The organism is Citrobacter sp. Cpo012 (assembly GCF_030333015.1).
Classification (GTDB): domain Bacteria; phylum Pseudomonadota; class Gammaproteobacteria; order Enterobacterales; family Enterobacteriaceae; genus Citrobacter; species Citrobacter portucalensis.
The window spans coordinates 226,198-252,788 of record NZ_JAOWGR010000036.1 but is presented as its reverse complement, the minus strand read 5'-3'; the positions used below and the strand labels follow the sequence as shown (position 1 = coordinate 252,788).

Sequence of the window (26,591 nt, the reverse complement as noted above, 5' to 3'; positions counted from 1 at the left end):
CCCTAACAGACCATGAATGTTGCACATTAAAACATAACAGCCCGAAACTTTGGATAAAAAAGTGGTCGAACCGCTGAGTTACTTTCTATTTTGCAGCCCGTGACGCAGCACGCTTATGGCGAATTACTTCAATCACCCCCGGCAATACGGAAAGGACGATAATCGCCACAATCAATAATTTCAGGTTTTCCTGGACGATCGGCAGATCGCCGAACAGGTAGCCTGCGTAGGTGAACAACAATACCCACAGCAATGCGCCTACGACGTTATACATCGCAAAGTGACGGTAGGACATATGTCCCATACCGGCAACAAACGGCGCAAATGTACGCACGATTGGCACGAAACGCGCCAGGATAATCGTCTTACCGCCATGACGCTCGTAGAACGCATGGGTTTTATCCAGGTAGCTGCGGCGGAAAATTTTGGAGTTCGGGTTACTGAAAAGTTTTTCCCCGAACAATCGGCCAATCGTGTAGTTCACCGCATCGCCCACAATCGCCGCCACAATCATCAGTGCCACCATCAGATGAACATTAAGATCGTTGGTTGGCAGCGCAGAAAGCGCACCCGCAACAAACAGCAGCGAATCCCCTGGCAGGAATGGTGTCACCACCAGCCCGGTTTCACAGAACAGGATCAGAAACAGAATGGCGTATACCCAGATACCGTATTCCGCAACCAGCTCCGCCAGGTGCACATCAATGTGCAGGATAAAATCGATAAGAAAGTAAATCAGGTCCATAGTTTTGCCTTTATACGACTCAAATTAGTCCGCCAGAAATAGCGGGCCCATAGGCGGTTTTGGCAGGTCGAACCGGTCCGGGTAATCTACCGCAACCAGATACAGTCCTTCCGCTTTCGCCGTTGCCGCTGCCAGCGTTCTGTCCTTTGCCGCTAACAGTTCTGCTATCCAGCTCTCCGGCTGGTTGTTGGCGCCAACTTCCATCAGGCTGCCGACAATATTCCTGACCATATGATGTACAAAGGCATTCGCTTTAATATCCACCACCACATATGCACCGAAACGTTCGACGTTAATGTGCATCACGTTTCGCCACGGCGTGCGCGACTGACACTGCACCGCTCGAAACGAGGTAAAATCATTTTCGCCAATCAGACACTGGGCCGCACGATGCATACGCTCAGCGTCCAGCGGTTCATAGTAATGGGTTACCCCTTTACCCAAAACAGCAGGGCGCAACCGATGATTGTAGATGATGTAGCGATAACGGCGAGCCGTGGCGCTAAATCGGGCATGAAAATCATCGGGTACAGCTTTAACCCAGCGCACGGCGATGTCACCAGGTAAATTCGCATTTACCCCCAGTGTCCAGGCCGCATCTTTACGCTGGGCAGTGGTTTCAAAATGCACGACCTGCCCAGTGCCATGAACGCCCGCATCCGTGCGTCCTGCACAAAAAACATTGATGCGTTCATTCGCCACCTGAGAGAGCGCTTTTTCCAGTTTTTCCTGAACGCTACGCACTTCGTTCTGGCGCTGCCAGCCATAATATTTGCTGCCGTCATACTCAATGCCCAGCGCAATTTTATGGGTTGACGGCTGTTGCTGGTCAGACATTAGTACAGGTACTCCTGCACCAGTTTTTCCGCTATTTTCACCGCCATTAACGCGCCGCCAAAGCGTACGTTGTCCGCCACAGACCAGAACTGAACCTGCTCTGGCATACCGTAATCATTATGCACGCAGCCAATAGAAAGGTGCGGCGTGCCCGATGCATCGCCAACCTGGGTCGGGAAATCGGTCTCTTCCGACAACACCACGTCTTCACCGCGTGAAAACGCATCGCGCGCTTCTTCCGCCGCCAACGGGCGCAGGGCCTCAAAATTCACCATCTGCGCGTGGCCATAAAATACCGGGGACTGCACGATGCTGGCAGAGATGAGCAGACCGTCATCCTGCATAATTTTGCGCACTTCATCAACGATACGACGTTCTTCACGCACGCTACCTTCACGATCGGGCAGCAGCGGCAGCATGTTGAATGCCAACTGACGGCCAAAGAAATCATCTTCGTCAATCGGGATACCGTTAAGCAGTTTTGCACTCTGTCCGGCCAGCGCATCCACCGCTTTTTTGCCATGAGCGGAAGCTGAGATAATATTGGTCACCGTAATACGCGAAAGCCCACCGTCATCAATCAACGGTTTCAGTGCAGACAGCAGTTGGCTGGTCAGACTGTTAGGCACCGCAATCACATTGCGGTTACGGTAATCCGCCAGCACGAACGGGTTAACGTCCGGAACCACCAGCGGAACGTCTGGCTCAAGCGCGAACAGACCGCTGCTGTCGATCACCAGGCAACCCGCATTAGTGGCTTCTTCTACCCAGGCGGCGGTGGCTTCAGCGCCCGCAACAAAAAATGCCAACTGTGCCTGCGTCCAGTCAAAGTCTGCAACGTCCTGCACTATGACCGATTTACCGTTAAAACGCAGATGTTCACCGGCGCTTTCATTACGCGCCAGCGCATAAATTTCACCGACCGGGAACTGGCGTTCAGCCAGCGTATCGAGCAGGGCTTCGCCTACGGCGCCCGTTGCGCCCAGAATGGCAATATTCCAGCCTTCAGACATGGTGATTTACTCCAAGAAATACGTAAGCGTCCCTGTCGCATTATTCGACAGGGAGCATTAAGAAGACATTAATGTGCCGGATGATGAACAGCGTTAAAACCCAGCTTACACAATAAGGCAGCAGCCGTTGCGTCGTCACACATCACATATAAAGACGACCATTCACGACGCTCAAGGTAATTTTTACGCAGTTTATCAAACTCACCCGGAATTCCAGCGACTTTGCGCAGCGGCGCATCATCGCGGCGCACATCATACACTAAATGCACCAGCCTTTTCAGCGTTGGCTGATCTAACGGGCCATGTAGGGTGATACGACCAAATTCCGGCGCGGGTAACAGGGTACTGAGCGCAACGTGCTGCTCGTGACCAATAAACTTACTATAGGCCTCAAAGACCTGCGTGGTGCCACGCGCTTTTCCTTCGAGGGTATACCCGGCAATGTGCGCCGTGCCGATATCGGCTTTCTCCAGCAACGCCACATTGAGATCCGGCTCTCCTTCCCAGACATCCAGCACAACGCTCAGCGACTGACCGGCATTCAATCGGTTCAGCAATGCCGTATTGTCGATGACCGCCCCACGGCAGGCGTTGATCAGAATGGTGCCCGGCTTCAACCGGCTAATCAGCGCGTCATCCGCCATGTGCAGCGTTTTGTACGGCCCGTCTTTAAACAGCGGGGTATGGAAAGTCAGCACATCGGCTTGCTCAACCAGTTCATCCAGCGAGCAGAAATTGCCTTCGTCACCGCGATCGGCTCGCGGTGGATCGCACAACAGCGTGCGGATCCCCAGCGCTTCCAGACGCGCCTGCAAACGCCCGCCCACATTGCCCACACCCACAATGCCTACGGTGCGATCGCGTAACGCAAACCCGTCGCGCTCCGCCAGCATCAGCAACGCTGAAAAAACATATTCTACGACCGCTATTGCGTTACAACCGGGCGCGGCGGAAAAACCGATCCCCGCCTGCGCAAGCCAGGCGTCATCCACATGGTCTGTGCCAGCGGTTGCCGTACCGACAAATTTAACCGGTTTTCCGCCAAGCAGTGATTCATTTACTTTCGTCACCGAGCGCACCATTAAAGCATCCGCATCATCCAGTTCAGCAACGGGAATCGGACGACCGGGAACCGCTTTGACCTCCCCCAAACGACTGAACAGTTCGCGGGCATAGGGCATATTTTCATCAACGAGGATTTTCACGTCTTTCGCACCTGTTTGAGAACGAGAGTTAACCGGGCAAGTGTGCCATAATCTCGCCGCCAGGCATACTGCGAGACCTGGTCAGCACAGATTTAAGGAACAGAGATGATGCAGCCCATTTCAGGTACGCCCGCACGCCCTCCCGGCGAAGGCCAAAATGCCCCTTCCGCTGCGGGTGAACAACCGCTATCCACGCAACAACGTACTGTGCTGGAACGGCTAATTACCCGTTTGATTTCACTCACCCAGCAGCAAAGCGCTGAGGTGTGGGCCGGAATGAAGCACGATCTGGGCGTCAAAAGTGATACGCCGCTGCAATCACGTCACTTTCCTGCCGCTGAGCAAAACCTTAACCAACGACTGGGGGTTGCTCAGCAAAATCATGTTAATCGTCAGGTGCTTTCGCAGCTCACTGAATTACTGAGCCAGGGAAATAATCGCCAGGCGGTGAGTGATTTTATCCGTCAGCAGTATGGGCAAACGGCGCTCAGCCAGCTCACGCCTGAGCAGTTGAAGAACGTGCTCACGCTGCTGCAACAAGGACAGCTGTCGATACCGCAGCCGCAGCAGCGCCCGGCTACCGATCGCCCTTTGCTCCCCGCAGAGCACAATACGCTGAACCAGTTAGTTACCAAACTGGCGGCGGCCACGGGAGAATCCGGGAAGATGATCTGGCAGTCGATGCTGGAGTTGTCTGGCGTAAAAAGCGGTGAGCTGATCCCTGCCAAACAGTTTACGCACCTGGTCACCTGGCTGCAGGCGCGCCAGACGCTCAGCCTGCAAAGCGCACCGACGCTACAAACGCTCCAGGCGGCGCTGAAGCTGCCATTAGAGCCGAATGAGCTGACAGCGATAAAAGAATACGCACAGCAAACGTATCAGATCCAACCACAATCGATTCTGACCACGGTGCAGGTGCAGGACTTGCTCAATCAAATTTTCCTGCGTCGCGTGGAACGAGAACGTGAGCTCAGCGAGCCGCGTCATCTGCAGCCCATTTACAGCCCGTTCGCGCCGATGATTGAAACGGTTAAATCTCTGTCGGCACGACCGGGACTGCTGTTTGTTGCGTTGATAATTGCGTTAGCCATTTTCTGGCTGGTCGCTTAACCTTTACGCAGCGTAAGCAACGTTACAATAATCCCCACCACGGCGGATATCGCCCCGGCAAGGAACACTGAGGGATAACCGTACGCGGTGGCCAGCACCCCGGCGACCGGACCGCTTATACCGTAGGAGATATCCTGAAACGCGGCGTAACCGCCCAGCGCCGTACCGCGAACCTGCGCGGGCACTCGCTTCACCACTTCGACGCCCAATGCCGGGAAGATAAGCGAACACCCGGCCCCGGTTAATGCCGCCCCGAGCAGCGCAATCCAGGCCGATGGGGCCTGCCACAGCAAAATCAGCCCCGCTGTTTCCACCAGCAAAGAGACAACGGCAACCTTCACGCCGCCGAAACGGTCCGGCATCCAGCCAAACAGAATGCGCATCAGCACAAACGCCCCACCAAACGCAGTCAGGGTGAACCCCGCCATCGTCCAGCCGTTGCTGACAAAATAGAGTGAAATAAATGTACCGATCACCGCAAAGCCAACGCCCTGCAGCGCCAGGCCCAGGCCCGGTTTCCATATAAGCCCGACTACGCTCCATAAAGAAGGACGTTCTCCTGCATGCGCAGGCACTTTGCGCACGGTGCCGTTGAATGCCCATGCCAGCAATGGTAATACCATCGTCGTTCCCGCCAGCGCCGCGAAGCCAAAGTGGCTGTGGATCAACAGGCCCAACGGTGCACCGGCGGCCAGCGCGCCGTAAATTGCCATTCCGTTCCACGACATCACCTTACCGGAGCGTGTTGGACCGACCAGCCCCAACCCCCAGGTCAGCGTACCGGTGAGCAGTTGGCTTTCGCCAAAACCGAGGATCAAACGCCCGACGATTAACAACGCAAATTTTACAGGGACAGAAACAGGTAATAGCGCGGCTAAAAGCCACGCCGCGCCCGCCAGCCCACAGGCAAACATCCCCTGTAGCGCCGAGCGTTTAGCACCATATTGATCGGCTAAGCGCCCGGCGTAGCCGCGCGTTAATACCGTTGCCAGAAACTGTACGCCTACGGCGATACCGACCATGGTATTGCCATAGCCCAGTTCCTGATGCACAAACAGAGGAATCACGGGCAAAGGGAGACCGACCGTCATATAGGTCAGGAAAACTGCAAAAGCGATACGAAACAGCGAAAAGTTCGCCGAAGGTGTTTTTTCTTGTTGGGTTACAGCTGTCATGCGTTACTCCAAAATGCAGAGTAAGGCGAGGAATGTCCACGCCCCCTCTACCTGACTATCAGGATTAAGGTGCGTTGGATAACGTTAAACGCTTACGCATTATCAAGAGGATAATGTTGAAGCTGGAGTCTGCCTGTAAACCCGATCGATTGTCAACGATATAAAAAAGGGAGCCTGACGGCTCCCTTTACTGTACAGCATGAGCCGGATATAAGATCCGGCACACTGTCTTATGCTTTCAGCTTACGCATAACCAGCGTAGCGTTAGTGCCGCCAAAGCCGAAGCTGTTGGACATCACAGTAGTCAGCGCCTGCTCGGTCGGTTTAGTCACGATGTTCAGACCTGCCGCCTGCTCATCCAACTCTTCAATGTTGATGCTCGGCGCGATAAAGCCGTGTTCCAGCATCAGCAGAGAGTAGATAGCTTCCTGTACGCCAGCTGCGCCCAGGGAGTGGCCGGTCATGGCTTTAGTCGCAGAGATTGCCGGGCTGTTGTCGCCAAACACTTCACGAATTGCCCCCAGCTCTTTCACGTCGCCTACCGGGGTAGAGGTACCGTGAGAGTTCAGGTAGTCGATCGGGGTGTCTACACCGTGCATCGCCATTTGCATGCAACGTACTGCGCCTTCACCAGACGGAGCAACCATGTCTGCGCCATCGGACGTTGCGCCATAACCGACGATTTCCGCGTAGATATGCGCGCCACGTGCCAGCGCGTGTTCCAGCTCTTCAACCACGACCATACCGCCGCCGCCTGCAATAACGAAACCGTCACGGTTTGCGTCATAGGTACGGGAAGCTTTTTCCGGCGCATCGTTGTATTTGGTAGACAGCGCGCCCATGGCGTCGAATTCACACGCCATTTCCCAGCACAGCTCTTCGCCGCCGCCAGCAAAAACGATGTCCTGTTTGCCCAGCTGAATTTGTTCTACCGCGTTACCGATACAGTGCGCAGATGTCGCACAGGCAGAGCTGATAGAGTAGTTTACGCCGTGGATTTTGAACGGCGTTGCGAGGCAGGCAGAAACGCCGGACGCCATCGCTTTGGTGACCACATACGGGCCAACCGCTTTCAGACCACGCGGGCTACGCATTGCGTCAGCACCGAACACCTGAAAACGCGGGGAACCGCCGCCGGAACCTGCAATCAGGCCAACGCGCGGGTTGTTCTGGTAATCTTCTGCTGCAAGGCCGGCATCAGCCACTGCCTGTTCCATAGAAAGGAATGCATAGATGGATGCGTCGCTCATAAAGCGCACTACTTTGCGGTCAATGAGGCCAGTGGTATCCAGTTTTACGTTGCCCCAAACGTGGCTACGCATGCCGGAGTCCTTCAGCTCCTGAGAGAAAGTGATCCCTGAACGTCCTTCACGCAGAGATGCCAGGACTTCCTGCTGGTTATTACCGATGCTGGAAACGATGCCCAAGCCAGTAATCACTGCACGTTTCATTCAATACCTCTGTAAGTCGCACTATTTTAAAGTTTCGAGTGGCACAATAGCGTACACTTGTACGCCGAACAAGTCCGATCAGCCATTTAATGTGGAAATTTGCGCAGCCAGGCACTCATCGCTAAGATCGGGGCACAGCCTGCCAGACGAGTAACTTACGTGAAACAATACGCTATACAACCTGCAAACCTTGAATTCAACGCTGAGGGTACACCTGTTTCCCGAGATTTTGACGATGTCTATTTTTCTAATGATAACGGGCTTGAAGAGACACGTTATGTCTTTCTCGGCGGGAATCATCTCGCCCAGCGCTTCCCTGCGCATTCACGCCCCCTCTTCGTGGTGGCAGAAAGCGGGTTTGGCACCGGACTTAACTTCCTGACGCTCTGGCAGGCATTTGCCGATTTTCGCGATACCCATCCTGAAGCTACCCTGGAAAGATTACATTTCATCAGTTTTGAAAAATATCCGCTAACGCGCGAAGATCTCACCTTAGCCCATCAGCACTGGCCAGAACTTGCCCCGTGGGCCACGGCGCTGCAAGAGCAATGGCCGCTGCCGCTGGCGGGATGCCATCGCCTGCTCCTTGATGAAGGACTCGTCACGCTGGATCTGTGGTTTGGCGATATTAACGAACTGACCAGTAAGCTCGATGACTCCCTGAATCAAAAAGTGGACGCCTGGTTTCTGGACGGTTTCGCGCCGGCAAAAAACCCGGATATGTGGACGCCAACGCTGTTTAACGCAATGGCCCGTCTGGCTCGTCCGGGCGGTACGCTGGCGACCTTCACCTCAGCGGGCTTTGTGCGTCGGGGATTGCAGGAAGCCGGGTTTACGATGCAAAAATGCAAAGGCTTTGGTCGCAAACGCGAAATGCTCTGTGGCGTAATGGAACAGACGCTGGCGCGCCCCTCCTCGGCTCCCTGGTTTGCACGTTCCGGAACAGATAAACGTGAGGCCGCCATTATTGGTGGGGGGATTGCCAGCGCATTGCTGTCGTTGGCGTTACTGCGTCGCGGCTGGCAGGTCACACTCTATTGCACCGACGATAATCCAGCCGGGGGGGCATCCGGCAATCGCCAGGGCGCGCTTTATCCGCTACTCAGCAAGCATGACGCGGCCATTAATCTCTTTTTCCCCACCGCGTTTACCTTCGCTCGTCGACTGTATGACGCCCTCCCCGTTGAGTTCGCGCATGACTGGTGCGGTGTGACACAACTGGCGTGGGATGAAAAAAGCCAGCAAAAAATCGACCAAATGCTGTCCCTTGAATTGCCTGATGCGCTCGCCGTCAGCGTTAACGCAGAGCAGGTTTTACAAACGACCGGCGTAGAAACCGGATGCGGCGGGATTCAGTACCCTGCCGGAGGATGGCTGTGTCCGGCACAATTAACCGCCGCCGTATTCGACTACGCCGCAACGCTGGGATTACGCACCCGGTATCAACATACGCTGGCCTCGCTGTCTCGGCAGACAGAACACTGGCAATTGACGTTTGCCAGTGGCGAAACCGCCACTCACGCTGCGGTGGTTCTGGCTAACGGGCATCGCATTAATGGCGTTGAGCAAACGCAGTCGCTACCGGTGTACTCCGTAGGCGGTCAGGTGAGTCACATTCCTACCACGCCTTCGCTTTCAGCGCTGCGTCAGGTGCTGTGCTATGACGGCTACCTCACGCCGCATAACCCGCAAAACCAGCAGCACTGCATTGGCGCCAGCTATCATCGCGGAAGTGAAGAAACGCTGTATCGCGCGGACGATCAGCAGCAAAACCGTCAGCGCTTAATAGATTGTTTCCCGAATGCCTCGTGGGCAAAAGAAGTAGACGTTAGTGGCAATGCCGCCCGTTGTGGAGTGCGCTGCGCCACGCGCGATCACATGCCAATGGTCGGCAACGTCGCGGATTATGACGCCACGCTCAGCCAGTATGCCACTCTTGCCGAAGACAAAGAGCACGCCGTAAACGCCCCGGTGTATTCCGATTTATTTATGTTAGGTGCACTGGGCTCGCGCGGGCTGTGTACTGCCCCGCTGTGTGCAGAAATTCTGGCATCGCAAATGAGCAATGAACCCATACCAATGGATGCCAACACGCTGGCAGCGCTGAATCCGAATCGTCTATGGGTGAGGAAGTTATTGAAGGGTAAAGCGGTGAAATAAGATACCATCTCGCCATTGCCTGATGGCGCTACGCTTATCTGGCCTACAACCCCCGTCCGCGTAGGCCGGATAAGACGCCTTCGCGTCGCCATCCGGCACAATCCACTGCAATTATTATTGCGTTGCCTTCTGGAACAGTGTGTCCCACATCTCTTTCACTAACGCCTGGTCACGCGGCGAGAGTTCGCCTGCGCTGATGGCTTTTTCCAGGCTGCTGGTCACATTGGCGTACAATGCCTCAGCGGAATGGTCCTCGCCAGCATCCAGCTCAGCCACAGCCAGCGTCAGGTGCCCACGCAAATAGCCACTGGCAAACAACTCATCATCGCTGGCGTGCTCTACCATATCGTCGATTAATGCCAGAATGCGTGATTCAAACTCCGCGATCATCTTATTTCCTCATTGTAAACGTGGCAGCGGCTTCAGTTGAGCGCTTCGGGCCACGGGAATTGTTCCGCCGTAAGTTCAGGCGTGTGATAATAATTCTGTAACGCGTTAATGAAACGCGCCGGACGTTCAGGGATCCCCTTTTCCAGGTACTCCATCACCTGAGCATGAACACGGCGCTGGAATACCACGCGATCCGGTTCAAAGTCCCCTTCCAGATTGTCGCAACTGACGTTAAACGGGTAGCCCGCCGCCATGCAAAACAACCAGTCAAACGCCTGCGGCTTCACTTCCACATCTTCAAACTGGCATTGTGTCTTCGCGTCGCGTCCGTCCGGGCAGTACCAGTAACCGAAATCGACCAGTTCACGACGGGCTTTACCCGCGATACACCAGTGTGAAATTTCGTGTAACGCACTGGCGTAATAACCATGCGCAAAAACGATACGGTGATACGGTAATTCCGCATCCGCTGGAAGATAGATCGGTTCGTCGTCGCCTTTAATCAGACGGGTATTAAATTCATCGGCAAAGCAGCCGTTAAAAATCTCAATTAACTGTTCGTAGTGATGCGTATTATTCATTAGTTCATCCCCAGCCAGTGGAGAATCTCCTGTCCATGATTATCATAAAGTAGCTTTGCGCTCATCACGGCGGAGACAATAACGATCATTGGCCGAATGAGTTTTTGTCCTTTGCTGAGTACCAGTCGAGAGCCCATCCGTGCGCCAATAAACTGGCCAATGAGCATCACAAAACCTGTCGCCCAAATCACTTTGCCGCCGAGAGCAAACAGCAACAACCCACCGATATTCGATGTGGCATTTAATACTTTGGCGTGGGCCGTCGATTTCGCCAGGTTGTATCCGCACAGCATGACAAAGGCCAGCGCGTAGAATGACCCTGCCGCCGGACCAAAAAAGCCATCGTAAAAGCCGACGCAGCCCCCGGCCACCAGCGCGAAAGGCAAACCGTGCAGTCGGCGCTGTCGGTCCTCTTCCCCGATTTTCGGCATCAACAGAAAGTAAAGGCCAATACAGATAACCAATACTGGCAGGATCTGGCGCAGAACATCTGACTGCACGTGCTGAACCAACAGCGCGCCACTCATTGAGCCGATAAAGGTCATGAAGATGTTGAGCTTCTGATCCGCCAGATTAACCACACCCCGACGAATAAAATAGAGGGAGGAAGAGATAGATCCCCCGCAGGCTTGCAGCTTATTGGTTGCCAGCGCTTGCGCAGGTGGCATCCCGGCCGCCATCAATGCCGGGATGGTGAGTAGACCACCACCTCCGGCCAGAGAATCAATAAAACCTGCCAGCATCGCCACAAAAAAAAGCACACCTAACAGCAGTGGCGACACCATAAACAGAGAGGCAAAATGATCCATTAGAGTACATGCTCGTCCAGTAGCGCCTGGCAGGAAGGCGGCAACGGCGGCGGTGTCTTCTTCTCAGGCTTGGTGGTTCCAGGTTTTGGAGGTTCGAACCAGCTTTGCAGCTCTGCGCCACAGCCGTCACCCGGTGGCGGTAACGGTTGATCTTCGCACTCAAGGCTGTCGGCAGGACAACGTAACCGCACGTGCATATGCGCACGATGCTGGAACCACGGCCGCACTTTACGCAACCAGTCCCTGTCGGTCCCTGCATCCAGACAAAGTTGTTGCTTAATCGCCGGATTCACGAAAATACGCGTTACTTCATTATCTTTTGCTGCCAGCCTGATCAGGCTGAAAATCTCCGGTTTCCACAGTGACGGCACAACACGTTTGCCATCCTGTGAGACCAGATCTAACGCCTGCGGCCGCAGCAGTTGCGACTGGGTCCAGCGCGTTTTCGGCAGTTGCAGGAAAATATCTACATCCAGTCCCGTCTGGTGGCTGGCGTGACCGCCATTGAATCGCCCACCGGCCGGCATACCCATATCGCCGATTAACACCGTGCCCAGCCCCTGGCTATTGGCTTGATAACTCAGACGCTGGATAAACCTCACCAGATCCGGATGGCCAAAGTAACGACGCTGATCGGTACGCATCACCTGATAATGTTCTGACTGTACAGGCAGCGTATCTGCACCAACAATACAGCCATTGGAAAACGCGCCGATAGACTGCGCGCTGCCCGCAACCGGATGGGTAATTTTCTGCCAGGGCGTCGCCGCCAGACAGGCGGTACTGGCAAACAGAGCCAGCGCCGCAAGTGCCGTTTTTTTCATCTCTTACCAGCGTGGAATATCGGTCTTCACGTCCGCATTTTGCGCCCGCTGACGCAGCAGGTGATCCATCAATACGATCGCCAGCATCGCCTCGGCGATCGGTACGGCGCGGATCCCAACGCACGGATCGTGGCGACCTTTAGTGATCATTTCGACTTCTTCACCAAAGCGGTTAATAGTGCGCCCAGGAACGGTAATGCTGGACGTCGGTTTCAGCGCCATATGAGCAATGATTTGTTGCCCGCTGCTGATCCCGCCCAGAATGCCGCCCGCATGGTTACTCTGGAAACCTTCTTTGGTGATTTCGTCACGGTTCTGGCTGCCGCGCAGCGCAACAACGTCAAATCCATCACCAATCTCAACGCCCTTAACGGCGTTAATACTCATCAGCGCATGGGCGATGTCGGCATCCAGGCGGTCGAATACAGGTTCGCCGAGACCCGCAGGTACACCGCGTGCAACAACGGTCACCTTCGCTCCGATGGAGTCACCTTCTTTCTTCAGCCCGCGCATCAGTTCGTCCAGCGCTTCGAGTTTATCCGGGTCCGGACAAAAGAACGGGTTAAGTTCCACCTGGGACCAGTCTTTGATCTCCAGCGGAATATCACCCATCTGCGTCAGGCAGCCGCGGATCTCAACGCCGAATTTTTCCGCCAGATATTTTTTGGCTATAGCTCCGGCCGCCACGCGCATCGCCGTTTCACGTGCGGATGAACGTCCGCCGCCACGGTAGTCGCGCAGGCCATATTTTTGCTCATAGGTATAGTCGGCGTGTCCCGGACGAAAAACGTCCTTAATCGCGCCGTAATCCTGTGAACGCTGATCGGTATTTTCGATCAGCAGGCCAATGCTGGTGCCTGTGGTAACGCCCTCGAACACCCCGGAGAGGATTTTCACCTGATCCGGCTCACGACGCTGCGTAGTGTAGCGCGATGTGCCCGGACGGCGTCTGTCGAGATCGTGCTGCAGGTCAGCTTCTGTCAGAGAAATGCCCGGCGGAACACCATCGACAATACAACCGAGCGCCAGCCCGTGTGATTCGCCGAAAGTGGTTACGCGAAAGAGTTGCCCAATTGTGTTTCCTGCCATCACGGCTCCGTTATGCGTGTTGTGTATGTGCGCGTGTAATTAGTCTTTATAAATGCTGAAGTGCTCGCGAGCAGCAACTAACTGCTCTTTGGTCAGCATGAATACGCCGTCACCGCCGTTGTCGAACTCCAGCCAGGTGAACGGTACATCCGGGTATTGCTCTATCAGATGTACCATGCTGTTTCCGACTTCACAAATCAGAATACCGTTATCTGACAGGTAGTCCGGGGCGTTCCCCAGAATGCGGCGGGTAAGTTTCAGCCCATCGCTGCCGGACGCCAGACCCAGCTCAGGTTCGTGACGATATTCGTTTGGCAGATCGGACATATCTTCCGCATCGACATACGGCGGGTTGGTCACAATCAGGTCATACTGGACTTTCAGCAGATCGCGGAACAGATCGGAACGGATCGGCGTGACGTGATGGATCAGACCGTGTTCTTCAATATTGTGTTCGGTCACCGCCAGCGCGTCAGTGGAAATATCCACCGCATCGACTTCGGCTTCCGGGAAGGCATACGCGCAGGCAATGGCAATACAGCCGCTGCCAGTACACATATCGAGGATATGCTGCGGTTGCTCATTAATAAGGCCCGCAAAGCGGTTATTGATAAGCTCGCCAATCGGTGAACGTGGAACCAGCACGCGTTCATCAACATAAAATTCATGCCCGCAGAACCAGGCTTTGTTGGTCAGATAAGCAACCGGAATGCGCTCGTTGACGCGGCGAATCACGCGTTCAACAATACGATGACGCTCGCTGGAGGTCAGACGCGCGGTACGCATATCTTCTGGAATATCCAACGGCAAATAAAGTGACGGCAGCACCAGTTGTACGGCCTCGTCCCATGGGTTATCCGTGCCATGGCCATACCAGATGTTCGCCGCGCTAAAACGGCTGACCGCCCAACGCAACATGTCCTGAATGGTATGCAGTTCACTCACTGCTTCATCGACGAAAATTTTATCCACGTATTCCTCCAGGGCATGCTCGTATTAATTTCGGCGGCTAGTTTGCCACGAAGACGGCGATAAATCAGCATTCACACGGGGCCTGAACGCGAAAATTGCGTTTTAAGCGATCGGATGCCCGCCGAGTCGGGTTAAACTAACGGAAAATAAAAGTTGAGACTCTCGAATGAAAAAGAAAACATCGCTCAGCGAGGAGGATCAGACGCTGTTTCGCCAGCTGATGACCGGTACGCGTAAAATTAAACAGGACACCATTGTTCACCGCCCCCCACGTAAAAAAATTGCCGAGGTTCCGGTTAAAAGGCTGCTACAAGAGCAGGCTGATGCCAGCCACTATTTCTCGGACGAGTTTCAGCCGCTGCTGAATACGGACGGCCCGGTAAGATACCTGCGTGCCGACGTGAGCCATTTCGAACTGAAAAAAATGCGCCGTGGCGATTACTCCCCGGAGCTGTTTCTCGATCTGCACGGACTGACCCAGCAGCAGGCCAAACAGGAGTTAGGCGCGCTGATTGCCGCCTGTCGTCGCGAACATGTGTTTTGTGCCTGCGTGATGCATGGCCACGGAAAGCATATTCTTAAGCAGCAAACGCCGCTCTGGCTGGCGCAGCATCCGCACGTAATGGCCTTTCATCAGGCACCGAAAGAGTACGGTGGCGACGCCGCGCTGCTGGTGCTGATTGAAGTGGAAGAGTGGCTACCGCCCGAACTTCCGTGATGCAAAAAAACAAAAAGAGCCGCATTTGCGGCTCTTTGATTTTCCGGGTGGCGGCTGCGCCTTATCCGGCCTGTTTAAATCGCTTTTGCCATTTTCAGGTTACACGGGCTCATCTGCCAGTTAAAAGTACCCTTCCCGCTCTCATCAAGCGTAACGCTGGCAATCGCTGATGTGGTAAACATCGGCGGTGTTTCGCCCGGGCAAAGCTCAGACACCAGATATCCCACTAAAGGCAAGTGAGAGATAACCAGTGCCGTGGCGATACCTTCATTGGCCAGAGCCTGTAAATAGGCGCTGACCAGACCGACATCGCCGCAGGGAGTCAGCTCCGGCAAAACATCAACACCGGTTGGCAGGTTCATACACTCCCCCACCACATCCAGCGTTTGTTCGGCTCGTAGGAACGGGCTCACCAGAACACGTTCGATATCCACTTTTTGACCTTTCAGCCAGTTCGCCATCAGGCGAGATTCGTCACAACCACAGGAGGTTAAGGGACGAACCGAATCACTGGCGGCATCGAGGGCCGCGTCGCCGTGACGCATGATAAAAACTTGCATATTGCACCGCTTTTGTTAACCAGAATCACCACTACCTTTATTCACAGCCCCTATTGGCTGTGGTAACGATATGGTGGCCGGCATTGTGCCTTATCCATTCACCGAATGAAACGCTGTTTTTTACCTCAACGGCGTAAGTATAGTCAATCTCTGTTTACATTTTGAGCGCGACCCATACATTCAGTGCGGATTCATCCTACCTTTGACCTCATGAATTCAGGTCAGTTTCCCCAATATTCCAGAATCTTTCACTGCGTTCCGCCATCTGCAATAACTGCTCACACGGTGTAAACCGCGAGCCGTACTGCGTGGTCAGCCGTTGCAGAACCGCAACCACTTCACCCGCGCCGAGAGAATCCATATACCGGAACGGGCCGCCGAGGAATGGCGGAAAACCAATACCAAATACAGCGCCGATGTCGCCATCACGTGCGCTGCGGACTATCTTCTCGTCGAAACAACGGGCTGCTTCATTGAGCATTAACATAACGCACCGCTCTGCTATCTGCGCAGCGGTAAGTCGGCCCTGACCCTGGACGCCAATAAGCGTATAAATTGCAGGGTCGACCTGTTTTTTGCTTTTACGCCCTTTCGCACCATAAAGATAGAAACCCCGACCATTTTTTCTACCTTTGCGATCGTCATTCAAAATTGAAGCAACAACATTTGCAGGCGCGCTAAAACGTTCTCCATATGCAGCCTCAAGCACTGGTATAATTTTAGTGCCCGTATCAATTCCGACCTCATCCAAAAGTTGGATTGGCCCAACTGGAAAACCAAACTTAACCAGCGCGGCGTCTATGGTTTCGACCCGCTCGCCTTCGGTCAACATACGAATCGCTTCGTTAATATAAGGCGCTAAAATGCGGTTAACGTAAAAGCCGGCCTTATCTCTCACCACTATCGGCGTTTTGCCCTGTTTTTTCGCTAACTTAACGGTAGTTGCAATTGTCTGCTCAGAGGTCGTGGCATGCGGGATCACTTCGACCAACGGCATTTTTTCCACCGGACTAAAAAAGTGTAAACCAATCACTTGTTCGGGCCTTGCAGCGTTCGCAGCAATATCGCCAATGGGCAAAGATGAGGTGTTAGAAGCAAAAATGGTATGAGGTGCGCAATTTTGCTCAACTTCTGCCACCATCCGTTGTTTTAGCGACAGATCTTCAAACACGGCTTCAATAATTAGATCGCGATGCGCAAAGCCACGGTAGTCGATTGATCCCGAAATCAGCGCCAGCTGTTTATCGCGTTCGCTGGCTTTGATATGACGGCGGCGAACCTTCGTTTCAAGCTGATCCCAGCTGTACTTCAGCGCGTGGTTGATTCCCTTAGCGTTTATATCTTTGATGCGCACAGGCAAGCCGCCTTTACAGGCCGTCACGTAGGCAATACCGCCGCCCATCAGACCGCCGCCCAAAATACCTACGCTGTTTAGCGGGCCAGGTTTCGCATCACTTCCGGGATCTTTTTTCACATCGGTGTTGGCAAAAAAGATGTGCCGTAGCGCCTGAGACTGGGATGTCATCACCAGTTCACCAAACGCGCGGGCCTCAGCGTCGTAACCGCTACTGCTGCCTTGCGCTAGCCCGGTTTCGATGACCTCAAGGATACGTTCTGTTGCAGGGTAGTTACCTTGCGTTTTTTGCGCCGTCTTTTTACTGGCCATGCGGAACAACAGCGCCCGCCCCAGCGGCCCCGCCAGCACTCGCTCTCTCACGGGCAGTGTTCGATGCGCAGAACTGTCCTTTTTAGCCAGTTCAACGGCTGCTTCCAGCAAAATGGAATGCGGTACAACTTCATCCACTAAACCAACTTTCAGCGCCTGTTTTGCGCGTAATTGTTTTCCGGTGAGGATCATATCCAGTGCGGTACTTACGCCAATCAAGCGCGGCAGCCGCTGCGTACCACCGGAGCCGGGCAACAAGCCAAGTTGTACTTCCGGTAAACCCAGTACGGTTTTAACATCATCGGTACAAATACGGTTGTGGCACGCCAGCGCCATCTCCAGGCCACCGCCGAGGCATGCGCCATGAATCGCGGCGATAACCGGGATCGGCAAGGCATTGATTTCAGCCATCATCTGCTGCCCCTGACGGGCCAACGTTTCGGCTTCCTGCGCGCTGCGACAGCTACCAATCATGTTGATATCCGCCCCGGCAATGAAGTTATCGGGTTTAGCCGAAATAAACACCACGCCGCGCAATGCTCTGTTATCGCGAATTTGTTTCAGAATGGCCCGTACCTGAGAAGCAAACTCCGCTTTCAGGGTGTTCATTTTCTCTCCGGGCACATCAATGGTGACAACAGCAACGTTATCCAGGCGTACGTTTAGTGTAAAAGCCGATGCCATTTCCATTATTCCGCCTCCAGAACCATGGCTGCACCCAAACCACCAGCTGCACAGGCGGTCACTAAACCAAAACCACCGCCACGACGTCGTAACTCATGGAGGGTTTGGGTAATCATGCGCGCACCAGTGGCGGCGAAGGGGTGTCCATAGGCAATCGATCCACCCAGCACGTTAAATTTACTGTCATCAACTTCGCCAGTGGCATGTGCTCTGCCCAGCACGTCGCGGGCAAAACGTTCGCTACCCAGCAACTGAATATTCGCCAGCGTTTGAGCGGCAAAGGCTTCATGCATATCGATTAGGGTTAAATCTGCCATGGTCAGACCCGCTCTCTCCAGGGCAAGCGGCGTTGACCACGCAGGTCCCAGCAGCATGTCCTGCCAGACATCGATGGCGGTAAAAGCAAAACTACGCAGGTATCCCAGCGGCACCAGCCCCAACTCTTTCGCACGCGACTCCGTCATCATGATCACGGCGGCTGCACCGTCCGTCAGTGGGGTACTGTTTGCTGCGGTGACAGTGCCGTGCTTGCGGTCAAACGCCGGACGTAGTTTGGCGTAATCGGCCAGCGTAGAGTTACCGCGAATATTGTTATCTTCTGAAAAAGGATCTTTAAACGGTGGCGCGTAGGTAGTCATTACCTCATCTGCCAGCTTTCCCTCAGCCCACGCCTGAGCGGCACGCTGATGAGAGCGGTGCGCCAGAGCGTCCTGCTGTTCTCGGGTAATACCATAGGTTTTGGCCATTTGCTCAGCCGTATCCCCCATACGCAAACCGGTGGAATACTCAGCGACGGCTGGCGGCACAGGCATCAGATCACGTAAACGCAGTCGGGAAAAGAGTTTAAGGCGTTGACCGGTAGTCCGGGCCTTATTGACATCCACCAGCACCCGCGCCAGCTTTTTACTAACGCCAATAGGCAAGACTGACGAGGAGTCCGCACCACCCGCAATTCCCGCACGAATAGACCCCGCCATCAGGCTTTCCGCGACATTCGCCACTGCCTGAAAACTGGTCGCGCAGGCTCGGCTTACGCTATAGGCATCCGTATGCACATTCATGCCGGTTCCCAGCACGATTTCACGAGCAATATTTGGCGCTTCAGGCATTTGCACCACCTGACCAAAAACCAGTTGCTCAATCACATCAGCAGGTATTTCGCTGCGCGCCAGCAGCTCACCGACGACCATTTTTCCTAAATCAACGGCGGGAATGCCATGAAACGCGGTAGCCTGACGAGCAAATGGCGTACGCAACCCACTTACAATGGCAATACGGTCGCCCTGGCGGGTAACCAGCGGTAAAGCCTGACTCATAACACTCCCCTGTAAAAAAATAAAATAAGTGGTCTGACCTGATCATAGTCTTAACCAATTTTTTACATTTAGCCAAGCGGAGAGAAAAGAAAGTGGGAGCTAAGACACAGTGAATAATCACTGACAGTTACGAAAAAGCCCTTGCTATCAGATAGCAAGGGCTTTTGCAGAGGGGGATTAACGCAGGCCCAGCTGGAAGATCAGCGTTTCAGCTTCACAGGCAAAAACAAAGTCGATATCCAGACGCACACCTTCTGACTCTTCAGTAAAGGTCGAGGTGATTTGGCAAGGCTCAGATTCCACGCCACGCGCCTTTTCGGTCAGAGCAGCCAGCGTTTCTTCTGCCTCTGCGCGGTTCGCGAACACACGGCTGTAGGACGCGGTGCAATCGGAGTTGTCCATGATGGTGCCAACATCCATACAGCAGCAAACCGGGGTTTCATCAGCACTGCATTTACTCATTGTAGATTTCCTCTGTATTCGCACCTGAGGTGCCAGATAAACGATAGGGATATTTTACGCTCCCATTATTCGCCTCTCCAGTCGTTAATTGTATGAAATGCGATAAGTGACCGAAATCACACTTAAAAATGATCTAAAACAAAAATCGCCCAAACAGGTGAGTGCGCACCCCCGCAATTTTGCCAGCTGGATCGCGTTTCTCTGATCAAATTTGAAAATATTTATAAACATACTTGCAACATTCCAGCTGGTCCGACCTATACTCACGCCACTGGTCTGATTTCTAAGTCGTACCTCAGACCCTACACTTCGCGCTCCTGTTACGGCATGTAACATTGTTTGTATAAAAATAAATCTATGAGGTTATGGTCATGAGCCAGAAAACCCTGTTTACAAAGTCTGCTCTCGCAGTCGCAGTGGCAATTATCTCCACACAGGCCTGGTCTGCAGGCTTTCAGTTAAACGAATTTTCTTCCTCTGGCCTTGGCCGGGCATATTCGGGTGAAGGCGCAATTGCAGATGATGCAGGTAACGCCAGTCGTAACCCGGCACTGATTATGATGTTCGATCGCCCTACTTTCTCAGCAGGTGCAATTTTCGTTGACCCGGATGTAGATATTTCCGGTCGCTCGCGTATTGGCAATGACGCCAGCCAGGATAATATCGCCCCAACAGCCTGGATACCGAACGTGCATTTTGTTGCTCCGATTAACGATCAGTTTGGTTGGGGGGCCTCAGTCACCTCTAACTACGGCCTGGCTACGGAGTTTAACAATAATTACACAGCAGGCTCGATGGGCGGAAAAACCGATCTGGAAACGCTCAATCTAAACCTGAGCGGTGCTTATCGCCTGAACAATCATTTTAGCTTCGGTCTCGGTTTAAACGCCGTCTATGCAAAAGCGAAGCTTGAACGCTATGCTGGCGATTTACCACAGCAGATCGTTGCAGGCTCCGGGGGCAGAATTCCTCCATCACTGGCCGCGCAATATCCGGCAGATACACAGATTGCGCGCCTGAAAGGTGACGAGTGGGGCTTCGGTTGGAATGCTGGCCTTCTTTATGAAGTAGATAAAGATAACCGCTACGGTTTCACCTACCGTTCTGAAGTAAAAATTGACTTCAACGGTGATTACCGCAGCAATCTGCCATCAATGGACCGTATTCCTGCGCAGTTGCGTCCGGTGTTCGCCAGCCTGCCAGCAGGAACCAACGGCAGTACGATCGATGGTTCACTTGATCTGAACCTGCCAGAAATGTGGGAGTTTTCAGGCTATAACCGCGTTGCACCACAGTGGGCGGTTCACTACAGCATGGCTTATACCAGCTGGAGTCAGTTCCAGGAGCTGAAAGCAAAAGGCAACAACGGCCAAACCTTGTTCTATAAAGAAGAAGGCTTCAAAGACTCCTATCGCATCGCGCTCGGTACTACCTATTACTATGATGATACCTGGACGTTCCGTACCGGTATCGCCTTTGATGATAGCCCGGTTCCGGCAAACCGTCGTTCCATCTCTATTCCGGATCAGGACCGCTTCTGGCTGAGCGCGGGTACAACCTACGCCTTTAATAAGGATGCATCGTTGGATGTTGGCATCTCTTATATGCACGGTCAGAAAGTGAAATTCGAAGAAGGCCCATACTCCTTTGAATCTGAAGGGAAAGCCTGGTTGTACGGTATGAACTTGAACTACGCATTCTGATTTTCTTCAGACGTAAAAAAGGTGAGCTTTTTAGCTCACCTTTTTATTTGCCCAATTCCTTACTCAGAATCGATCTCTTTTAAATCATCCTGAATATCTTTCGCGTTCGGGTTTTCTTCTGGTTTGAGTTTCCCGCCGTTCGCAATAAAGTCATGACGCTGGAAGTAAGCTTCACGCACCATGATGTAAGGATCGGAAGACTGACGCAGCAGACCGTCAGAGTCGAGCAGTTGCGCGCGAGTTTCAATCCCTTCAACCGTCCATTTGCCTATCGACAACGGCCAGGTCAGCCAGGACAGTACCGGATACAGCGTATCGACCATATCACCACCGTCATCACGCAGCGTGAAACTACCGTAGAACGGAAGCTGCATATACGGCCCGTAACCAACATCATAGTGTCCTAACGTGCTGCCAAAGCGGTGTGGTTCAACGCGCTGCAACTTCGGATTAGCCATACCTGCCACATCGATAAAGCCGCCCATACCTAACAGGGTATTCAGGAAGAAACGGGTAAAGTGCACCATCCCCTGATAAGGATCGCCTTGCAGGAAATAGTTGACCATGACGGCCGGCTCTTCAAGGTTCCCCGTAAAGTTGCTTAAACCATTACGCGCCGGCTGCGGAACATAGTCACGCCAGGCAACAGCTACGGGTCTAACAACGTATGGATCTAAAACATTAAAGTTGAAGTTGTACATGGTGCGGTTGAACCCTTCAAATGGGTCCGAACGCCCCTGCTGTTCAGTACCGGAGCTCGCACACCCCACCAAAAGTGTGGTTCCCAGCGCAAGCGCCGACAGGCGAAGCTTCATAAGTGTCTCCCTGTGTTTTATGGCTATCGCTGATTGCCATCCATGACGGAACGATGACGTATCCGCCTGTTTAGATGTGAGCGATTGTAACAGCACGTCAAATGATGTCTATATACCCTGTCTTACTGATTTGATCATAGCCTGGTAATGCGCACTCCGCGGCGGTTCTATTCTAACTAACCCGATAAAAACAAACGTTACTATTTTTGCTATCTCAGACTTTCTCCCGCTGATTTTCAGACAAAAGCCGCTACGCTTTAGCAATACGTGCTTATTCAGGATTCGGCCATGAATGACATCAAGAAAGATAAGATTGATCGACACAGCGACGAACTCGAGGTGGAAAGCGATGAAAAGCTAACAGGAAAAAAGATAGAGCTTGATGAGGACAGACTCCCCTCCCGCGCCATGGCAATCCATGAACATATTCGCCAGGATGGGGAGAAAGAGATGGAGCGTGACGCGATGGCGCTACTGTGGTCAGCCATCGCAGCAGGACTGTCGATGGGAGCCTCGCTACTGGCAAAAGGGATTTTTCACGTACAGCTGGAAGGCGTGCCAGGGGGATTTTTACTCGAGAACCTCGGTTATACCTTCGGCTTTATTATTGTCATTATGGCCCGCCAGCAACTTTTTACCGAAAATACCGTCACCGCTGTACTGCCGGTGATGCAAAACCCTACCCTCGGCAATTTTGGCCTGTTGATGCGCCTGTGGAGCGTGGTGCTGCTGGGTAATATTATTGGCACCGGGGTTGCCGCATGGGCCTTTGAACATATGCCGATTTTTGATGAAGAGACCCGCGATGCCTTCGTGAAAATTGGTATGGATGTGATGAAAAATACGCCAACAGAGATGTTTTCCAACGCCATCATTTCTGGCTGGTTAATTGCCACGATGGTGTGGATGTTCCCCGCCGCCGGAGCGGCAAAAATTGTGGTCATTATTCTGATGACCTGGCTGATTGCGTTAGGTGATACCACGCATATCGTCGTCGGCTCGGTGGAAATTCTCTATTTGGTCTTTAATGGCACGCTGCACTGGAGTGATTTTTTCTGGCCCTTTGCGCTACCAACGCTCGCCGGGAATATCTGTGGCGGAACGTTTATTTTCGCGCTAATGAGCCATGCGCAGATCCGCAATGATATGAGCAACAAACGCAAGGAAGAAGCCAGGTTGCAAGCAAAGCGTGATGAGCAAACGCAGAAAAACCAGAAAAAACAGGCCTGAATGGTGACTGTTTGAGCAGTCGGGCGGCTTGAGACTTACCGTTGTGAGTAAAAAACGCTATACTCGTGCCGCTTCGTCCCCTTAGTGAATGGATACAATACTCAAGAAAATCAACCAATTGAAAATATACGGTTTATTTAAATTCAAATCAATAAAATGTACTCAAATATGTACACAAAATAATAAACATTGCCTATAACTCGTTAAGATTACTTCGTTCTGTTCGCTGAAGAATCATAACATGACATTCTAAGCATCCAGACCTATTGGCCAGTTAGTTTTATTATGCTCTAATTAACACTTTCAAACGGAACGTGAAGAGCAATTGCTAAATGAAAAAGTATACTTCCGAAACTGATAGCGTAACATTCAGGCACACAAAATAATTCAGATCCATGATAATATCAGATCTTCAATCAAGCGATTTTGTTATCATTTCAAACAGATCCTTGAAACTTTTTCCTTCACACCAAAATAAATCCATAGAATACTTATCAGACCACAGTGCCATACCAATGCAAGCTATTAACCATGATTGATCATTGTCATTTAATTCTAATTGTGTAAAAGCATTCAAAATACGTACATCTACATCAGGATGGATTTTTTGATGTAATTTCGCTCCAAAAAACACCTGCGAAATTATAGCCACACTAATTCCATAACTCACAGAAGGAGTATTTTGACCGGTCGTAAGTAATTCAATAGCTCTTTTATCCGCATTGATTTCTAATTCTTTCTTCTGTTCATCTGAAATGTCACCGTTTGTATTACAATGGCCACATTCAACATGCGAAAACTCATGACAAAGAATGAAATTGAAGGCCATCAGGAAAATCTCATTTACCTTTTCTATATCACCCCTGAACTCTTCCTCATACTCCTCTGGGTTTGGGATTATCGTTTTATCCCATTCTGAATATTTATTGATTAATGAGCAGGAATATTTGAACACTCTGTTAATTTCATTATTTTTTTCAGGACAAACATTCCCCTCTCTACTTATAATTTCATTGGCAAATGTATAAAGACAATAGCTAATCCCCCAAAGGTATGCTAAAAATGTTTCTTGTATCTGAATTGTTTTAGATTTCACATAAACACATGGAGGCGCAACTGTATACCCATTCTGAGCATCTTTATTTACAATATAGTTAATGCTTTTATTTAAACCTTCATTTGCAATTGCACTCGCAGATGCAGTTGTAAAAACACACACAACTTTTTCAAACTCATAAATTATATTATGTTGAAGAACCCTAACAGGAAGATAACCATCATGAGTAGGATTATAATTATTAAATTTCATGAAATCACCAAATCAAAATAAAATAATTAAAACAATAACACATCACCAAACCATTCTCAATATAACATTGAATTCCTTATCATTTAAAAATATCTAGTTCACCCTTAAAATATCTTTTATCCTAGTTGTATACCTTGGCGATAGCAGTTCACGTTTCATTGCCCACTGTTGCTGAATACCCTGACCAGCGAAATAAAGCGCCCCCCGTCCTTCCTTTGCATTCAGATGATCCAGAACTTCCATCAACTTCTCACTACCCCGGCGAGGCGCATTATCATCGAACAGATTCAACTGGGCGATCCCCTAACTGAAGAAGTCCCCCAGTATTACCCCTGCTTTCTGATATCTGTGCCCGTCTTTCCATATTGCATCCAGACTCCTCGTTGCTGCTGCAATGATATCCCGGCTGTCCGGGTTTGAGTCCCGGCAGCACAACTCACAACATGAAAGCGCACCCCTTCACTTACCAGTTATGGGTGACAGGTGTGAAACAGGCAGAATGCGCTTCCAATTGTGGTGGATTACGGGGCTGACCGTCAAACAGTTGAGAAAAGATAAGCAGGCGAAACGTTCTAAGCGAGCATACGGACTGATCGAACGCGGATGGAACGGGCGGTTACGATATTGAAACACCGAGCCACTGAGCTGGAGATCAGCGTCAGCCACCACACACCAAATCACGTAGCCAGCGTGGTTCAAGGAAGTAAGAAAGCTGTGTGGAGTCTTGGCGGTACCAGTACCAACCTTTGAAGTCCCTGGTACCGCCCTTTTTACTCAACTGAAAGCGCGTTCTGTCCCTTGTCATTAAGTGCCAGTTCGTTAAATCCAAAACCAGCGGAACGCGCTTTCAATTGAGTGGAGAAACTAACCGGCGATTGCAGTCGCCCGTTTCACTAAGTGCCTCTTGATGGAGCATTTACTGAAACGAAACCCAAACTTTTATTCGCCTTTTGGCGAGGGATTCGTGCAACCAAAATTCAGCGCTGTGCAGGGCACATATAACACGGAGAAACTAACCGAGAGAATTATGCGGGTTAACTCCATTAACCGATCAGGTTATTCGCGATATCCAGGCCACTGGTGTGGAAAAGTACGCAAAAGTCACTATTGCCATAGGGAAAGAAGAGCAAGAAGAAAGCATTGTTCACGCTGGTAATCAGGCTCTGTTATTCGCTAACCAACTTCGTGAAGGTACAGCGTAATGGCCGATGCAGTGAAGGTGATTGATAAGGCGATTGCATTGGTTGACGCGAAGCTAATTGCGTGGTGTTGTCGTTACCCACTATAAAGCTGCTCACGGCGGATACGAAACCTGTATTTATAACGATAATTATTGATGAAGTTATTATGACTAGCAATGATTTTATGGAAGAGAAAGAAGTATTTGAACTGTTGGGTAAGAAAAAAATTGCCGTCTGGAGATTACGTAAAGAGCGCGGTTTTCCTAAACCAGTTCTAACATATCCAACACGGTATAGTCGAAAGGCTGTTGAAACTTGGTTAGAAGCAGGTGGTATTAATCCTTCCGAATAATTAAAAATATACAGTAGACTTCAAACCATAAAACATTATTTATTTTACCCCATAGCCTTAGCAATAATATTTGTAATTATGGATGCAGAAGTCATCATGCAGTATATGAAAACATTGCAACCGGAATAACATTCATTAGTTAAGTGTATCAAATAAAATTACTCCGTCTCCCTAATCTTAACCACAAGAATTATAAAAAGAAAAAGTCACCATCAGATAAAACTTTTAATACTG

The 26,591-nt window shown here is 51.7% G+C and carries 24 protein-coding genes and 1 pseudogene; 6 read left to right on the top strand and 19 right to left on the bottom strand.

Annotated elements, in window-relative coordinates:
- Nucleotides 1-85: 85 nt before the first annotated feature.
- The 4 genes from OGX90_RS07990 to pdxB form a co-directional block, all read right to left on the bottom strand.
- Nucleotides 86-745, bottom strand: coding sequence for a DedA family protein (locus OGX90_RS07990; protein WP_003028140.1), 660 nt, complete (start codon nt 743-745; stop codon nt 86-88).
- Nucleotides 746-769: 24 nt separating this feature from the next.
- Nucleotides 770-1,582, bottom strand: a complete 813-nt coding sequence (gene truA, locus OGX90_RS07985; protein ID WP_003028142.1) for a tRNA pseudouridine(38-40) synthase TruA — start codon at nt 1,580-1,582, stop codon at nt 770-772.
- Nucleotides 1,582-2,595 (bottom strand): aspartate-semialdehyde dehydrogenase, encoded by a 1,014-nt coding sequence (locus OGX90_RS07980; protein WP_008785360.1) that lies wholly within the window; start codon nt 2,593-2,595, stop codon nt 1,582-1,584. Before OGX90_RS07980 ends, truA begins: the two co-directional genes overlap by 1 nt.
- A 68-nt stretch (nt 2,596-2,663) precedes the next feature.
- A complete protein-coding gene (pdxB, locus tag OGX90_RS07975) occupies nt 2,664-3,800 on the bottom strand; it encodes a 4-phosphoerythronate dehydrogenase PdxB (protein WP_032944094.1) in 1,137 nt (378 codons plus the stop codon).
- Nucleotides 3,801-3,908: 108 nt separating this feature from the next.
- Between pdxB and flk the strand changes: the two genes are divergently transcribed.
- Complete coding sequence (flk, locus tag OGX90_RS07970; RefSeq protein ID WP_008785362.1) at nt 3,909-4,910, top strand: flagella biosynthesis regulator Flk; 1,002 nt, start codon at nt 3,909-3,911, stop codon at nt 4,908-4,910.
- Here flk and OGX90_RS07965 read toward each other — a convergent pair.
- Both OGX90_RS07965 and fabB read right to left on the bottom strand, forming a co-directional pair.
- Nucleotides 4,907-6,085: an MFS transporter gene (locus tag OGX90_RS07965; protein ID WP_003834805.1), complete on the bottom strand. Its 1,179-nt coding sequence runs from the start codon at nt 6,083-6,085 to the stop codon at nt 4,907-4,909. The two genes, flk and OGX90_RS07965, sit on opposite strands and share 4 nt — an antisense overlap.
- A 230-nt stretch (nt 6,086-6,315) precedes the next feature.
- A complete protein-coding gene (gene fabB, locus OGX90_RS07960) occupies nt 6,316-7,536 on the bottom strand; it encodes a beta-ketoacyl-ACP synthase I (RefSeq protein WP_048215847.1) in 1,221 nt (406 codons plus the stop codon).
- A gap of 159 nt (nt 7,537-7,695) precedes the next feature.
- Here fabB and mnmC point away from each other — a divergent pair, with 159 nt between their 5' ends.
- On the top strand, nt 7,696-9,696 hold the full coding sequence (gene mnmC, locus OGX90_RS07955; RefSeq protein WP_234692616.1) for a bifunctional tRNA (5-methylaminomethyl-2-thiouridine)(34)-methyltransferase MnmC2/FAD-dependent 5-carboxymethylaminomethyl-2-thiouridine(34) oxidoreductase MnmC1: 2,001 nt from the start codon (nt 7,696-7,698) through the stop codon (nt 9,694-9,696).
- A gap of 114 nt (nt 9,697-9,810) precedes the next feature.
- Here the strand turns inward: mnmC and OGX90_RS07950 are convergent, their stop codons facing one another.
- The 6 genes from OGX90_RS07950 to prmB are packed head-to-tail and all read right to left on the bottom strand — an operon-like array spanning nt 9,811 to nt 14,361.
- Nucleotides 9,811-10,086, bottom strand: coding sequence for a YfcL family protein (locus tag OGX90_RS07950; protein WP_003028163.1), 276 nt, complete (start codon nt 10,084-10,086; stop codon nt 9,811-9,813).
- A 32-nt stretch (nt 10,087-10,118) separates the two neighbouring features.
- Entirely contained in the window at nt 10,119-10,667 is a 549-nt protein-coding gene (locus tag OGX90_RS07945) for an elongation factor P hydroxylase (protein ID WP_003834819.1), read from the bottom strand.
- The gene (locus OGX90_RS07940; RefSeq protein ID WP_003834821.1) at nt 10,667-11,476 is read right to left on the bottom strand and encodes a sulfite exporter TauE/SafE family protein; all 810 of its coding nucleotides are present in this window, start codon (nt 11,474-11,476) and stop codon (nt 10,667-10,669) included. The genes OGX90_RS07945 and OGX90_RS07940 overlap by 1 nt, the downstream gene beginning before the upstream one ends.
- Nucleotides 11,476-12,300 carry a penicillin-insensitive murein endopeptidase gene (gene mepA, locus OGX90_RS07935; protein ID WP_032944099.1) on the bottom strand — a complete coding sequence of 275 codons (825 nt, stop codon included), beginning with the start codon at nt 12,298-12,300 and terminating at the stop codon, nt 11,476-11,478. Before mepA ends, OGX90_RS07940 begins: the two co-directional genes overlap by 1 nt.
- A gap of 3 nt (nt 12,301-12,303) precedes the next feature.
- Nucleotides 12,304-13,389, bottom strand: a complete 1,086-nt coding sequence (aroC, locus tag OGX90_RS07930; protein ID WP_003834825.1) for a chorismate synthase — start codon at nt 13,387-13,389, stop codon at nt 12,304-12,306.
- 39 nt (nt 13,390-13,428) lie between these two features.
- Nucleotides 13,429-14,361, bottom strand: coding sequence for a 50S ribosomal protein L3 N(5)-glutamine methyltransferase (gene prmB / locus OGX90_RS07925; RefSeq protein ID WP_003028173.1), 933 nt, complete (start codon nt 14,359-14,361; stop codon nt 13,429-13,431).
- 166 nt (nt 14,362-14,527) lie between these two features.
- On the opposite strand from prmB, the gene smrB reads away from it, so the two are divergent.
- Nucleotides 14,528-15,079 (top strand): endonuclease SmrB, encoded by a 552-nt coding sequence (gene smrB, locus OGX90_RS07920; protein WP_003839296.1) that lies wholly within the window; start codon nt 14,528-14,530, stop codon nt 15,077-15,079.
- A 74-nt stretch (nt 15,080-15,153) separates the two neighbouring features.
- On the opposite strand, the gene sixA is transcribed toward smrB, so the two are convergent.
- The 4 genes from sixA to OGX90_RS07900 all read right to left on the bottom strand — a co-directional run bounded on the left by sixA (nt 15,154) and on the right by OGX90_RS07900 (nt 19,767).
- Complete coding sequence (sixA, locus tag OGX90_RS07915; protein ID WP_003028179.1) at nt 15,154-15,639, bottom strand: phosphohistidine phosphatase SixA; 486 nt, start codon at nt 15,637-15,639, stop codon at nt 15,154-15,156.
- A gap of 208 nt (nt 15,640-15,847) precedes the next feature.
- Nucleotides 15,848-17,995 (bottom strand): fatty acid oxidation complex subunit alpha FadJ, encoded by a 2,148-nt coding sequence (gene fadJ, locus OGX90_RS07910; RefSeq protein ID WP_071445198.1) that lies wholly within the window; start codon nt 17,993-17,995, stop codon nt 15,848-15,850.
- Nucleotides 17,995-19,305 (bottom strand): acetyl-CoA C-acyltransferase FadI, encoded by a 1,311-nt coding sequence (gene fadI, locus OGX90_RS07905; protein WP_008785369.1) that lies wholly within the window; start codon nt 19,303-19,305, stop codon nt 17,995-17,997. The genes fadJ and fadI overlap by 1 nt, the downstream gene beginning before the upstream one ends.
- Nucleotides 19,306-19,482: 177 nt before the next feature.
- Nucleotides 19,483-19,767 carry a YfcZ/YiiS family protein gene (locus tag OGX90_RS07900; RefSeq protein ID WP_003834838.1) on the bottom strand — a complete coding sequence of 95 codons (285 nt, stop codon included), beginning with the start codon at nt 19,765-19,767 and terminating at the stop codon, nt 19,483-19,485.
- Between the two features lie 371 nt (nt 19,768-20,138).
- Here OGX90_RS07900 and fadL point away from each other — a divergent pair, with 371 nt between their 5' ends.
- Entirely contained in the window at nt 20,139-21,470 is a 1,332-nt protein-coding gene (gene fadL, locus OGX90_RS07895) for a long-chain fatty acid transporter FadL (protein ID WP_020996688.1), read from the top strand.
- Between the two features lie 59 nt (nt 21,471-21,529).
- Here the strand turns inward: fadL and mlaA are convergent, their stop codons facing one another.
- A complete protein-coding gene (mlaA, locus tag OGX90_RS07890; RefSeq protein ID WP_003028190.1) occupies nt 21,530-22,285 on the bottom strand; it encodes a phospholipid-binding lipoprotein MlaA in 756 nt (251 codons plus the stop codon).
- 288 nt (nt 22,286-22,573) lie between these two features.
- Here mlaA and OGX90_RS07885 point away from each other — a divergent pair, with 288 nt between their 5' ends.
- Nucleotides 22,574-23,515, top strand: coding sequence for a formate/nitrite transporter family protein (locus OGX90_RS07885; RefSeq protein ID WP_048215842.1), 942 nt, complete (start codon nt 22,574-22,576; stop codon nt 23,513-23,515).
- Nucleotides 23,516-23,927: 412 nt separating this feature from the next.
- On the opposite strand, the gene OGX90_RS07880 is transcribed toward OGX90_RS07885, so the two are convergent.
- Together OGX90_RS07880 and OGX90_RS07875 are read right to left on the bottom strand one after the other, a co-directional pair.
- Complete coding sequence (locus OGX90_RS07880; protein ID WP_286623487.1) at nt 23,928-24,824, bottom strand: phage exclusion protein Lit family protein; 897 nt, start codon at nt 24,822-24,824, stop codon at nt 23,928-23,930.
- A 93-nt stretch (nt 24,825-24,917) separates the two neighbouring features.
- Nucleotides 24,918-25,235, bottom strand: a pseudogene (locus OGX90_RS07875) (DUF4113 domain-containing protein); the annotation flags it as partial.
- Between the two features lie 936 nt (nt 25,236-26,171).
- Here OGX90_RS07875 and OGX90_RS07870 point away from each other — a divergent pair.
- On the top strand, nt 26,172-26,357 hold the full coding sequence (locus tag OGX90_RS07870) for a hypothetical protein (RefSeq protein ID WP_286623485.1): 186 nt from the start codon (nt 26,172-26,174) through the stop codon (nt 26,355-26,357).
- Nucleotides 26,358-26,591: the final 234 nt, after the last annotated feature.